Below are 13133 nucleotides of genomic sequence, written 5' to 3'. Positions count from 1 at the left end.
TGCGCCGTCGGCAACCCGAATGCTGTTGGGTATACACTACCGGCTAATGCCCGAGATATTTCAAGCGCCTTATGGCGAAGTTTGGTGGTAGCGCAAAGAATTCAGACATTCTTCAGAGAGCGCTTCCTTACGCGCGCCGCTTGGTGGCGGAGTCCATCCACACCGCCAGCAGCAAAATGGCGCCTTTGACGATATATTGCCAGAAGGTGGCGACGTCCATCATGCTCATGCCGTTATCCAGGGCCGACATAATAAACGCCCCCATTACCGCCCCGGCGACACTGCCGATACCGCCCGCCAGGCTGGTACCGCCGATGACGCAGGCGGCGATGGCGTCCAGTTCGGCGATGTTGCCCGCCGAGGGGGAGCCCGCGCCAAGGCGCGAGCTGAGGATCAGTCCGGCAATGGCGACCATCAGGCCGTTAATGGCAAACACCGCCAGCTTGGTACGCTCGACGTTAATCCCGGACAGACGTGCCGCCTCCAGGTTGCCGCCGATGGCGTAGATGCGGCGGCCAAAGGCGGTGCGAGTGGCCATGAACAGGCCTGCCAGCAGCAGGGCGGCGAGGATCAGTACCGGCGTCGGCACGCCGCGATAGTCATTGAGCAGCCAGATTGCGCCCAGCACAATCACCGCGGTAATGGCCTGGCGGCCAACGGCCGCGGTGGAGGATGCGGTCGCCAGACCTAACGCCTGCCGACGCATCCGTCCGCGCCACTGCCAGATAATGAACGCCGCCATGCCGACAACGCCGATGCCAAAGCCAATGCCATCTGGCAGGTAGCTTTGGCCGATCTGCGCCATCGCCGGGCTGGTGGGCGAGACGGTGGTCCCGTTGGTGATGCCGATCAGAATGCCGCGAAACGCCAGCATCCCGGCGAGGGTGACGATAAACGAGGGGACCTTGCGATAGGCCACCCACCATCCGTTCCATGCGCCGAGCAGTAGCCCCATCACCAGCGTCACCAGAATGGTGAGCGGCAGCGGCCAGCCGAGCCAGACGTCAAAGATCGCCGCGGCGCCGCCCAACAGCCCCATCATCGAGCCGACGGACAGGTCGATTTCTGCCGAAATAATCACAAACACCATGCCGACGGCGAGGATGCCGGTGATGGCCGTCTGGCGCAGCAGGTTGGAAATATTGCGCGCGCTCAGGTAGGCGCCATCGGTAACCCAGGTGAAAAACAGCATAATGACGACGATCGCGGCGATCATCACGAAGACCTGGAGGTTCAGCCCCTTCAGCGCCGGCAGGGCGGTGGGGGCGGTTGGGGTAAGTTTGATTTCAGACGACGTGTTCTTCGACATGGCGTTCGCTCCTCAGCGCGGCTTCCATCACCTGTTCCTGGGTCAGATGTTGATTAACCAAATTGGCTTTTAGCCTGCCTTCGTGCATGACCAGCACCCGATCGCTAAGACCAAGCACCTCGGGCAGTTCGGATGAAATGACAATGACCGCGATGCCCTGCTGCACCAGCTGGTTAATCAGTTTATAAATTTCATACTTCGCCCCGATATCGATGCCGCGGGTGGGTTCGTCGAGGATCAGAATGCGCGGATTCAGCAGCAGACAGCGGGCCAGAATCGCCTTTTGCTGGTTGCCGCCGCTCAGGCGGCCAATCGCCAGCTCCGGCGAGGAGGTTTTAATTTTCAATCGCTGAATGGACTGCTCAATACAGTGCTGCTCGGCGGCGTCGTCCAGGCTGCTCATCGCGCCGGTGAACTGGCTGAGCGCCGCCAGGGTAATGTTCTTACCCACCGCCATCACCGGCACGATGCCGTCTTTTTTGCGGTCTTCCGGCACCATGGCGATGCCGTGGCCAATGGCCTGCTGACAGTTAGTGATGCTGACCGGCTGGCCATCAATGAAGATCTCCCCCTGCCAGCGCCCCGGCCAGACGCCGAACAGGCACTGCACCGCCTCGGTCCGTCCGGCGCCGACCAGCCCGGCGATGCCGAGGATCTCCCCGCGATGCAGGGAAAACGAGACGTCGTTGACCCGTTTAATATGACGGTTTACCGGGTGCCAGGCGGTTAAATGTTCGACCCGCAGGATCTCCTCGCCGTGGGCGTGCGGTTCGCTGGGATAGAGCGCGGTGAGCTCCCGGCCAACCATCATGGTGATGATGTCGTCTTCGCTCATGCCGCTGGCGTCGCGGGTGCCGATATGCTGGCCGTCGCGGATCACGCAGATCGTATCGGAGATCGCTTTGACCTCATTGAGCTTGTGCGAAATATAGATGCAGGCGATATCGTGGTTTTGCAGATCGCGAACGATCGCCAGCAGCGTCGCGGTCTCTTGTTCGGTTAAGGAGGCGGTTGGTTCGTCGAGGATCAGCAGGCGCACCTGTTTATTCAGCGCCTTGGCGATCTCCACCAGCTGCTGCTGACCGAGGCCGAGGTCGCCGACGCGGGTGTCGGGCGAAATGGGCAGATTGACCTGCGCCAGCAGCTTCTGGCAGCGCAGCGTCATGGTTTCATAATCCAGCAGGCCGTGGCGGGATATTTCGGCGCCGAGGAAAATGTTCTCCAGCACGGTGAGATGTTTCACCAGCGCCAGCTCCTGATGAATAATGGCGATGCCTTTGCGTTCAGTATCGCGAATATGGTTTGCCTGCAGCGTTTCGCCGGCAAAAATAATCTCGCCCTCATAGCTTCCGTGCGGATAGATACCGCACAGCACCTTCATCAGCGTCGATTTTCCCGAACCATTTTCACCGCATAACGAGACCACCTCGCCAGCGTTCAGGCGCAGGCTGACATTATCCACGGCCTTAACGGCGCCGAAGGTTTTGGTGATGTTCTTCATTTCGAGTAGCCAGGCCATAAAGACTCCGCAAAAGTGATATCCGGCGGGATGAAAATGACGCCCCGTAGCGGGGCGTCAGCCATTACAGTTCACTCTTTTTATGGAAACCGTCTTTTATCACCGTGGCGTCGATATTCTCTTTATTCACTTCAATTGGCGTTAACAGGCGCGAAGGGACATCTTTTAAGCCGTTATTCAGCGTGGTGTCAGACTTCGGCTGCTTATCGTTGCCCAGCTCAACGGCGATTTCGGCGGCGTTGGTGGCCAGGGTGGTAATCGGTTTATAGACGGTCATCGTCTGGGTACCGGAAATAATGCGCTTCACGCCCGCCAGGTCAGCATCCTGACCGGAGATCGCCACTTTGCCTGCCAGCCCCTGGGCGGTTAAGGCCTGGATGGCGCCGCCGGCGGTTGCGTCATTGGAGGCCACCACGGCATCGATTTTGTTATTATTCGCCGTCAGCGCGTTTTCCATTATTTTCAGCGCGTTTTCCGGCAGCCAGCCGTCAACCCACTGATCGCCGACAATCTTAATTTTGCCCTCATCGACATACGGCTTGAGGATCTTCATCTGGCCGGCGCGGAACAGCTTGGCGTTATTATCCACCGGCGAGCCGCCCATCAGAAAATAATTACCCTGCGGCACTTTGTCGACCAGGCTTTGCGCCTGCATTTCGCCGACTTTTTCATTGTCGAAAGAAATATAGAAATCAATATCGGCATTATTAATCATGCGATCATAGGCCAGCACTTTAATACCTTCCTGCTTAGCCTCTTTAATAACGTTACTGAGCACCTGACCGTTATAAGGAATAATGACTAAGACATCGACGCCGCGGTTGATCATGTTTTCAATTTGCGACATCTGCGTTTCTTCATTGCCATTGGCGGACTGGACAAAAACTTTGGCGCCTAAGGATTCCGCTTTATTGACGAAAATATCGCGGTCTTTCTGCCAGCGTTCCAGACGCAGATCGTCGATGGCCATGCCAATCTTCACTTCTTTCGCCATCCCCGCCATGCTGGCGAGCAGGAGGGAGCTGGCGCAAAGCGTAAGGCAAAGGTTCTTTATCTTCATAATAACGATACCTTTTTTGTAAGGGTAGGTAAGACGAACGGAAAAATAATGTTTGATACATGAGGTTGCGGATACGTTACAGATTCTTAACGCGGAAAGCAGGGCTGGCAATTACCGGTTCTTATTTTGCAGTTATGAAATTTCGTTTAATGCGCAAATTATGACGGCGATCGTATTTTATTCATGCACACTCTTATTATTGCACTGGACCTCTCTGACAGGACGGCAGAAGAACGCGCCGATATTATTTTTGCGAGCTGGCGCACGTTTGTGGATTCTCTCAATGGCGGTGTGAAATAACGTAATTGAGGAAAATGAAAGCGAAATTCTATATTGGCTTAAACCCGTCATACTTCAAGTTGTAGGTGTGTTGGTGACATTCGTTGCTTCGCCCCCTGGTTATCGGGGACTCGCGCTCCTGCCGCCTTCCTGCAACTCGAATTATTTAGGGTATCTGATTGGTTATTCGCCGCATCTCTGAATATGGAGTTCTCTATGCAGACCTATTTCGATCAACTCGATCGCGTTCGTTACGAAGGCCCGAAATCCGCTAACCCGCTGGCTTTCCGTCATTACAACCCGGATGAACTGGTGCTGGGCAAACGGATGGAAGATCATCTGCGTTTTGCGGCCTGTTACTGGCACACCTTCTGCTGGAATGGCGCCGATATGTTTGGCGTGGGCTCCTTCGACCGCCCATGGCAGCAGCCTGGCGACGCCCTGGAGATGGCCAAACGCAAAGCCGATGTGGCGTTCGAATTTTTCCATAAACTCAACGTGCCTTACTACTGCTTCCACGACGTTGACGTCTCGCCGGAAGGGAGTTCGCTCAAGGAGTACAGCAATAACTTCGCCCGGATGGTCGAGGTGCTGGCGGAGAAGCAGCAGCAGAGCGGCGTCAAGCTCCTGTGGGGGACCGCAAACTGCTTCACCAACCCGCGCTACGGCGCCGGCGCGGCCACCAACCCGGACCCGGAAGTGTTTAGCTGGGCGGCCACCCAGGTGGTTACCGCCATGAATGCCACCCATCAGCTGGGCGGCGAAAACTATGTCCTGTGGGGCGGTCGCGAGGGCTATGAAACCCTGCTGAATACCGACCTGCGCCAGGAGCGTGAACAGATAGGCCGCTTTATGCAGCTGGTGGTGGAGCATAAGCATAAAATCGGCTTTAAAGGCACGCTGCTGATCGAGCCCAAACCACAGGAGCCTACCAAGCATCAGTATGATTATGACGCCTCTACCGTGTACGGCTTCCTCAAGCAGTTTGGTCTGGAAAAAGAGATTAAACTGAACATTGAAGCCAACCATGCGACCCTTGCCGGCCACTCGTTCCATCATGAGATCGCGACGGCCATCGCGCTGGGGCTGTTCGGTTCCGTCGACGCCAACCGCGGCGATCCGCAGCTGGGCTGGGATACCGACCAGTTCCCGAACAGCGTCGAAGAGAACGCGCTGGTGATGTATGAAATTCTCAAAGCGGGCGGCTTCACCACCGGCGGCCTCAATTTTGATGCGAAAGTGCGCCGTCAGAGCACCGACAAATACGATCTGTTCTACGGCCATATCGGCGCGATGGATACCATGGCGCTGTCGCTGAAGGTCGCGGCGCGGATGATCGAAGACGGTGAGCTGGATAAACGCGTGGCCAAACGCTACGCCGGCTGGAACGGCGAGCTGGGGCAGCAGATCCTTAACGGGCAGATGGCCCTCAGCGACATTGCCCAGTACGCCGCTCAGCATCAGCTGGCGCCGCAGCATCGCAGCGGCCAGCAGGAACAACTGGAAAACCTGGTCAACCATTATCTGTTTGACAAGTAATCATGCGGCGGCGCCCGGCGTGACCGGGACCGCCACCAGGATGCTCTGTTCGCGCCACGCTCAGCCGTGGCGCGCGTTTAAGGAGAGGTAGTATGTATATCGGCATCGATCTGGGGACATCGGGCGTCAAAGCCATTCTGCTCAATGAGCAGGGTGATGTGGTGGCATCGCATACCGAAAAACTCACCGTCTCGCGTCCGCATCCGCTGTGGTCGGAACAAGATCCCGAGCAGTGGTGGCAGGCTACGGACACGGCGATGAAAGCCCTGGGCGCGCAGCATAGTCTGCGCGACGTGAAGGCGCTGGGGATCGCCGGGCAGATGCACGGCGCCACCCTGCTGGATAAATCGCTACAGGTGCTGCGTCCTGCCATTTTATGGAATGACGGCCGCTGCGGCGAAGAGTGCCAGCTGCTGGAGGAAAAAGTCAGCGCTTCCCGGCAAATCACAGGCAACCTGATGATGCCGGGCTTTACGGCGCCGAAGCTCTTGTGGGTGCAGCGCCACGAGGCGGCGGTGTTCAGCCAGGTCGATAAAGTGCTGTTGCCGAAGGATTATCTGCGTCTGCGGATGACCGGCGAGCTTGCCAGCGATATGTCTGACGCCGCCGGTACCCTGTGGATGGACGTCGCCCGACGCGACTGGAGCGATGAGATGCTCGCCGCCTGCGATCTCAGCCGGGACGCGATGCCGGCGCTGTTTGAAGGCAGCGACGTCACCGGGCAGCTGCGTCCGGAGGTGGCGCAGGCGTGGAATATGCCACAGGCGCTGGTGGTAGGGGGCGGCGGCGACAACGCCGCCGGCGCGGTCGGGGTCGGCATGGCCGATGCCGGTCAGGCGATGCTGTCGCTGGGCACTTCAGGTGTGTATTTCGCGGTCAGCGAAGGGTTCCTCAGCAAGCCTGAAAGCGCAGTGCATAGCTTTTGCCATGCGCTGCCGGGCCGCTGGCATCTGATGTCGGTGATGCTCAGCGCGGCTTCCTGTCTGGACTGGGCGGCGAAATTAACCGGTCTCGCCAGCGTGCCGGCGCTGATTGCGGCGGCGCAGTCAGCCGACGAGAGCGCTGGTCCGGTGTGGTTCCTGCCCTATCTGTCGGGCGAACGCACGCCGCACAACAACCCGCAGGCCAAGGGCGTCTTCTTCGGCCTGACGCATCAGCATGGGCCGGCAGAGCTGGCGCGGGCGGTGCTGGAGGGGGTGGGCTATGCGCTGGCGGACGGCATGGACGTGGTTCACGCCTGCGGCATCAAGCCGCAGAGCATCACCCTTATCGGCGGCGGGGCGCGTAGCGCTTACTGGCGACAAATGCTGGCGGATATCAGCGGCCAGCAGCTCGATTATCGTACCGGGGGCGACGTCGGCCCGGCGCTGGGGGCGGCCAGGCTGGCGCAGCTGGCGGTGCACGGCGAAGCCAACCGCGCCGGGCTGTTGACGCCGCTGCCGCTTGAGCAAGCGCATCGCCCGGACGATCGCCGAGTGGCCCACTATGCGCCACAGCGGGAAACCTTCCGCCAGATTTATCAGCAGCTGAAACCGCTGATGTCATAGCCTCAGTCCGTCCGGCAACGCCGGGCGGATTACTTCCCTGAATGTCCCGGCTACATCCATCCAAAAAAGCGTATTTGTTTATTCCGAAATCTCCGTTTGGCCGTGCGTAACCTGAGGCATCGCCGGGGGAGTCGGTCATAATCAGCCCCTGTCGACCAGGGAGGTGAGATGAACACAAAACGCAATATTGCCAGGGTGATGATGGCAGCAGGATCGCTGGTTTATCTGCTCGGTATCTGGCGAACCTGCCCGTTGTTTAGCGGTAAAGGTTATTTTCTCGGCGTACTGGTGATGGGGATGTTTGCCGTCCTCGCCCATCAGCGCGCCAGACGGTGGCAGGAACAGGACGACGGTTTTATTGCCTTATGCCGGTTGGTGCTGCTGCTATCGGTCGGCCTGCTGCTGGTGGGCGCCTGGTATGTGCCGGCAGGCTGGCATGAAAAAGCCGTCTATATCGCGGCATGGTTTGTCTGCTTATATGGCGCATCGGCAACCCCCGAACGGATCCGCGTCGCCTGCGCGATGCAAAAAACGGAATAAGCGCCATCCGTGGGCGCGTAAGAGGTAAAAGTAATGGAAAACAAGCACGCGACGTATTCTCCGGCCTTTCATTTAATCTCCTGGATTGCCCTGATCGGCGGCATCGCCACCTATCTGGTCGGCCTGTGGAATGCGGATATGCAGTTGAATGAAAAAGGCTATTATTTTGCTGTCCTGGTGCTGGGGTTGTTTGCCGCAGCGTCTTATCAGAAGACGGTGCGCGATAAATATGAAGCCATTCCGACCACCGCGCTGTACTACACCACCTGTCTGGTGGCCTTCGTCATCGCCGTTGGCCTGCTGGTTATCGGGTTGTGGAACGCCAGTCTGCTGCTCAGCGAGAAAGGGTTCTATGGACTGGCGTACTTTTTGAGCCTGTTTGGCGCCGTTGCGGTGCAGAAAAACGTGCGTGATGCCTGGGACCCGACCCGTTTAAGAGAGCCTCTCAGCGTGCAGGAAGAGGGGCCTGAACTGTGAGTCGGGCCCGCTCTCGGCGGCAGGTCGTTAACTGACCAGCCGCCGGCTATCAACCCGCTGCACCAGGCCGGACAGCAGCAGGCTGCCGAGCAGGGCGGCGCTGAAAATCCACACAATATCCAGCAGCGGCCAGCGGCTCAGTTCCAGATGGCTGGCGCGCAGCGCATGCACAATCAGGGCATGGAAGCCGTAAATTCCCAGAGAATGACGTGCAATACATTCGATACCGGGCAGGGGACGCGCGTTCAGCCAGTTTTTGGCGAGCGTCAGCAGGGCGACCGCGCAAACGAACACCGCCGGCCCGCAGTAGAGATACCAGGTGTCGCCGAAGTCCCCGCGCCAGCGCAGCTCATGCAGCGTGCCGCGGGAGATGACCCACACGGCGGCGAGGAACAGCGCGGCGCAGAGCGGGGTCAGCCATTTTTTATCGGTATCCAGGGTGCCAATAGCCCTGCCCAGCACGCCGTAGAGCACGTAATAAAAGGTGTCGCCATTGATATAGAGGTTGACCGGCAGCCACTCAATCCCGGCGGCTTTGACGCCAACCATGTTGGGGTTGGCCAGAATGCCGAGGATCGCCATCAGCGCCAGCAGCATTTTGCCGTTGACGGATTTAACCTGAATAAGCGGCGAGAGCAGATAGATAACGGCGATAGCAAAGAAAAACCACAGGTGGTAGAAGACGGGCTTCTGCAGCAAATTCTTTAACGACAGCTCGACGTTGATATGGGTAAACAGCGCGATATACAGCAGAGACAGCGCGCTATAGAAAGCAATGCACAGGCCAATCCGCCAGAAATGGCGCGGCTGGGCGCTGCGTTCCCCAAAAAACAGATACCCCGAGATCATAAAAAACAGCGGTACGCTGACGCGGGAAGCGGAATTGAGCAGATTGGCGATATCCCATTGCAGCAGGGTAATCGCATGCGGATGAGTGATATACCAGCTGGTACTGTGGATCATCACCACCATCATGCAGGCAATGCCGCGCAGGTTGGTGATCCAGTGTATCTTTTCTTGCATCAGTCCCTCAAAGTCTACTGGCGATATAAGGTCTGACCCGCCTTATGCCCCGGTGTCGCACGAGATTAGTCTGAGTTTTTGATCACAGACTTGTCGCTGTTTCATGATATTCGCAAAATACCTGTAATACTGGATCTTTGCGATAACAACTTGCTGACAAGGCGGTGGAGGAGAACGTGGTGAAAGGTGTCGTTTCCATAATGCTGGCGCTGCTCCTTGCGGGCTGCAGCGAGACCGTTTCCCCGCCGGCGCAAAAGGCGCAGCGCGCGCATATTACACCGCAAACTACGCTCAATATGGCGCAGCTTTGCAAGGATCAGGCCGCTATCCGCTATAACACGCAAACGCAGTTAGTTGACGTGAACCATCTTGAACAATTCCAGGCGAGCTATGAGCTGTCGGGTCGTACCGGCAAGAATGAACGTTTCATCTGTTCCTTTGACCCCGACGGCCAGTTTATGCATCTTTCGATGCGCTGAATCGACCCCGCCTGGCGTAAATTTCGTCCGTTTTCCTGAAACTACGCCGTTTCGTACTGTATATCTCGCAGCCAGCGGGTATACTGACTCCTTCCTTTAAATCCACACGTATCCAGCACGAAATCATATGCAAAAGTTTGATACCAGGACCTTCCAGGGCCTGATCCTGACCTTACAGGATTACTGGGCTCGTCAGGGCTGCACCATTGTTCAACCACTGGACATGGAAGTCGGCGCCGGCACCTCTCACCCGATGACCTGCTTGCGCGCGTTAGGGCCGGAGCCGATGGCGACCGCCTACGTACAGCCTTCCCGTCGTCCAACCGATGGCCGCTATGGCGAAAACCCGAACCGTTTACAGCATTACTATCAGTTCCAGGTGGTGATTAAGCCTTCTCCGGACAACATCCAGGAGCTGTACCTCGGGTCGCTGAAAGAGCTGGGTATGGACCCGACCATTCACGACATTCGCTTCGTCGAAGACAACTGGGAAAACCCGACGCTGGGGGCCTGGGGTCTGGGTTGGGAAGTGTGGCTCAACGGCATGGAAGTGACGCAGTTCACCTACTTCCAGCAGGTGGGCGGCCTGGAGTGTAAGCCGGTGACCGGCGAGATCACCTACGGCCTGGAGCGTCTGGCGATGTATATCCAGGGCGTCGACAGCGTCTACGACCTGGTCTGGAGCGATGGCCCGCTGGGTAAAACCACTTACGGCGACGTGTTCCACCAGAACGAAGTGGAGCAGTCCACCTATAACTTCGAATACGCCGACGTCGATTTCCTCTTCTCCTGCTTCGAGCAGTATGAGAAAGAGGCCCAGCATCTGCTGGCGCTGGAGACCCCGCTGCCGCTGCCGGCCTACGAGCGCATTCTGAAAGCGGCTCACAGCTTCAACCTGCTGGATGCGCGTAAAGCCATCTCCGTCACCGAGCGTCAGCGCTATATCCTGCGCATTCGCACCCTGACGAAAGCCGTGGCGGAAGCGTACTACGCTTCCCGTGAAGCGCTCGGCTTCCCGATGTGCAACAAGAATAAATAAGAGGCGGCCATGTCTGAGAATACTTTTCTGGTGGAAATCGGCACTGAAGAGCTGCCACCAAAAGCGCTGCGCAGCCTGGCGGAATCTTTTGCTGCGAACGTGACCGCGGAGCTGGATAACGCCGGCCTCGCGCACGGTAAAGTGGAATGGTTTGCCGCCCCGCGTCGTCTGGCGCTGAAGGTGGCCAACCTGGCGGCGGCGCAAGCCGATCGCGAAGTGGAAAAACGCGGCCCGGCCGTTGCCCAGGCGTTCGATGCCGAAGGCAAGCCAAGCAAAGCGGCCGAAGGCTGGGCGCGCGGCTGCGGTATTACCGTCGATCAGGCCGAACGTCTGACTACGGACAAAGGCGAGTGGCTGCTGTATCGCGCCCATGTGAAGGGCGAAAGCACCGAAGCGCTGCTGCCGAACATGATTGCCAGCTCGCTGGCGAAGCTGCCGATCCCGAAACTGATGCGCTGGGGCGCGTCTGACGTCCACTTCGTGCGCCCGGTTCACACCGTCACGCTGCTGCTGGGCGACAAGGTGATCCCGGCTACTATCCTCGGTATCCCGTCCGATCGCGTGATCCGCGGCCATCGCTTTATGGGCGAGCCGGAATTCACCATCGACCATGCCGACCAGTACCCGCAGATCCTGCTGGAGCGCGGTAAAGTCATCGCCGATTACGAACAGCGTAAAGCCAAAATCAAAGCCGATGCGGAAGAGGCGGCGCGTAAGATTGGCGGTCAAGCCGATCTGAGCGAAAGCCTGCTGGAAGAAGTCACCTCGCTGGTGGAATGGCCGGTGGTGCTGACGGCGAAGTTCGAAGAAAAATTCCTCGCGGTGCCGTCTGAAGCGCTGGTTTACACCATGAAGGGCGACCAGAAGTACTTCCCGGTTTACGACAACGCCGGTAAGCTGCTGCCGAACTTCATCTTCGTCGCCAACATCGAGTCGAAAGATCCGCAGCAGATCATCTCCGGTAACGAGAAGGTGGTCCGTCCGCGTCTGGCCGACGCCGAGTTCTTCTTCAACACCGACCGTAAAAAACGTCTGGAAGACAACCTGCCGCGTCTGGAAACCGTGCTGTTCCAGCAGCAGCTGGGTACGCTGCGCGACAAGACCGATCGCATTCAGGCGCTGGCGGGCTGGATTGCCGAGCAGATTGGCGCTGACGTGAACCACGCGACCCGCGCGGGCCTGCTGTCCAAGTGCGACCTGATGACCAACATGGTCTTCGAGTTCACCGACACCCAGGGCGTGATGGGGATGCACTACGCGCGCCACGATGGCGAAGCGGAAGATGTGGCCGTGGCGCTGAACGAACAGTATCAGCCGCGCTTTGCCGGCGACGCGCTGCCGTCTAACCCGGTGGCCTGCGCGGTGGCGATTGCCGATAAGATGGACACCCTCGCGGGTATCTTCGGTATCGGCCAGCACCCGAAAGGCGATAAAGACCCGTTTGCGCTGCGCCGCGCCGCGCTGGGCGTCCTGCGTATCATCGTCGAGAAGAACCTGAACCTCGATCTGCAAACGCTGACCGAAGAAGCGGTGCGTCTGTACGGTGAGAAGCTGACCAACGCTAACGTGGTTGATGACGTGATCGACTTTATGCTGGGCCGCTTCCGCGCCTGGTATCAGGACGAAGGCTACGGCGTCGACACTATCCAGGCGGTACTGGCGCGTCGTCCAACCCGCCCGGCGGATTTCGATGCGCGCATGAAAGCCGTATCGCACTTCCGTACCCTGGAAGAGTCCTCTGCGCTGGCGGCGGCGAACAAACGTGTCTCCAACATCCTCGCGAAATCCGACGAGACGCTGAACGACATCGTTCACGCTTCCGTGCTGAAAGAAGCGGCGGAAATTAAGCTGGCGGGCAATCTGGTGGTGCTGCGCGACAAGCTGCAGCCGTACTTCGCCGCAGGCCGCTATCAGGATGCGCTGATTGAGCTGGCCGCCCTGCGCGAGCCGGTGGATGAGTTCTTCGAAAACGTGATGGTCAACGCCGAAGACAAAGATGTCCGCATCAACCGTCTGACGCTGCTGTCCAAACTGCGTGAACTGTTCCTGCAGGTGGCGGATATTTCTCTGCTGCAGTAAGCGTATCGGTAATAAAAAAACCTGCCTCAGGGCAGGTTTTTTTATACCTGAAATATAAGTGGTCGAACCGCTAATAATTCAGGTGTTGATATTTTCATTATTTTCATTGATCAATAAAAAATATTTTAAGAATATATAAACATAATTCCGCAAGTTATTTACGCTAGAATGGCGGCGGGTGCTTGAGACTGTGTGTCTCAGGTATTCAGCGGGAGACAGACAGAGAAAAGCCCCACCTGATAG

The 13133-nt window shown here is 58.0% G+C and carries 11 protein-coding genes; 7 read left to right on the top strand and 4 right to left on the bottom strand.

Translation table 11 applies throughout. The annotated features are described in order from the left end of the window. Positions 1 to 127 precede the first annotated feature (127 nt). From xylH to xylF, 3 genes are all read right to left on the bottom strand, one after another. The gene (gene xylH, locus ACLH1U_RS18330; RefSeq protein WP_017900029.1) at positions 128 to 1309 is read right to left on the bottom strand and encodes a xylose ABC transporter permease XylH; all 1182 of its coding nucleotides are present in this window, start codon (positions 1307 to 1309) and stop codon (positions 128 to 130) included. Continuing rightward, positions 1287 to 2828 (bottom strand): xylose ABC transporter ATP-binding protein, encoded by a 1542-nt coding sequence (locus tag ACLH1U_RS18325; protein WP_044525029.1) that lies wholly within the window; start codon positions 2826 to 2828, stop codon positions 1287 to 1289. The genes xylH and ACLH1U_RS18325 overlap by 23 nt, the downstream gene beginning before the upstream one ends. 64 nt (positions 2829 to 2892) lie before the next feature. After that, a complete protein-coding gene (xylF, locus tag ACLH1U_RS18320) occupies positions 2893 to 3888 on the bottom strand; it encodes a D-xylose ABC transporter substrate-binding protein (RefSeq protein ID WP_023291333.1) in 996 nt (331 codons plus the stop codon). A 495-nt stretch (positions 3889 to 4383) separates the two neighbouring features. Here xylF and xylA point away from each other — a divergent pair, with 495 nt between their 5' ends. From xylA to yiaA, 4 genes are all read left to right on the top strand, one after another. Next, a complete protein-coding gene (gene xylA / locus ACLH1U_RS18315; protein ID WP_032454343.1) occupies positions 4384 to 5706 on the top strand; it encodes a xylose isomerase in 1323 nt (440 codons plus the stop codon). Positions 5707 to 5798: 92 nt separating this feature from the next. After that, positions 5799 to 7253 (top strand): xylulokinase, encoded by a 1455-nt coding sequence (gene xylB / locus ACLH1U_RS18310; RefSeq protein ID WP_065805290.1) that lies wholly within the window; start codon positions 5799 to 5801, stop codon positions 7251 to 7253. A 168-nt stretch (positions 7254 to 7421) separates the two neighbouring features. Beyond that, positions 7422 to 7793 (top strand): inner membrane protein YiaB, encoded by a 372-nt coding sequence (gene yiaB, locus ACLH1U_RS18305; RefSeq protein ID WP_032454341.1) that lies wholly within the window; start codon positions 7422 to 7424, stop codon positions 7791 to 7793. A gap of 33 nt (positions 7794 to 7826) precedes the next feature. Beyond that, a complete protein-coding gene (yiaA, locus tag ACLH1U_RS18300; protein WP_411299388.1) occupies positions 7827 to 8270 on the top strand; it encodes an inner membrane protein YiaA in 444 nt (147 codons plus the stop codon). Positions 8271 to 8297: 27 nt separating this feature from the next. On the opposite strand, the gene ACLH1U_RS18295 is transcribed toward yiaA, so the two are convergent. After that, on the bottom strand, positions 8298 to 9293 hold the full coding sequence (locus ACLH1U_RS18295) for an acyltransferase (RefSeq protein ID WP_048335541.1): 996 nt from the start codon (positions 9291 to 9293) through the stop codon (positions 8298 to 8300). Positions 9294 to 9472: 179 nt separating this feature from the next. Here ACLH1U_RS18295 and ACLH1U_RS18290 point away from each other — a divergent pair, with 179 nt between their 5' ends. From ACLH1U_RS18290 to glyS, 3 genes are all read left to right on the top strand, one after another. Further along, a complete protein-coding gene (locus ACLH1U_RS18290; protein WP_072096573.1) occupies positions 9473 to 9772 on the top strand; it encodes a YsaB family lipoprotein in 300 nt (99 codons plus the stop codon). 127 nt (positions 9773 to 9899) lie between these two features. Beyond that, a complete protein-coding gene (glyQ, locus tag ACLH1U_RS18285) occupies positions 9900 to 10811 on the top strand; it encodes a glycine--tRNA ligase subunit alpha (RefSeq protein ID WP_023291326.1) in 912 nt (303 codons plus the stop codon). A 9-nt stretch (positions 10812 to 10820) separates the two neighbouring features. Next, entirely contained in the window at positions 10821 to 12890 is a 2070-nt protein-coding gene (glyS, locus tag ACLH1U_RS18280) for a glycine--tRNA ligase subunit beta (RefSeq protein ID WP_023291325.1), read from the top strand. Positions 12891 to 13133 lie beyond the last annotated feature (243 nt).

Origin of the sequence: Klebsiella sp. 1SOBk5mer (assembly GCF_046603115.1) — a bacterium.
Classification (GTDB): Bacteria; Pseudomonadota; Gammaproteobacteria; order Enterobacterales; family Enterobacteriaceae; genus Klebsiella; species Klebsiella quasipneumoniae.
This window is presented reverse-complemented; position numbering and strand designations above follow the sequence as displayed.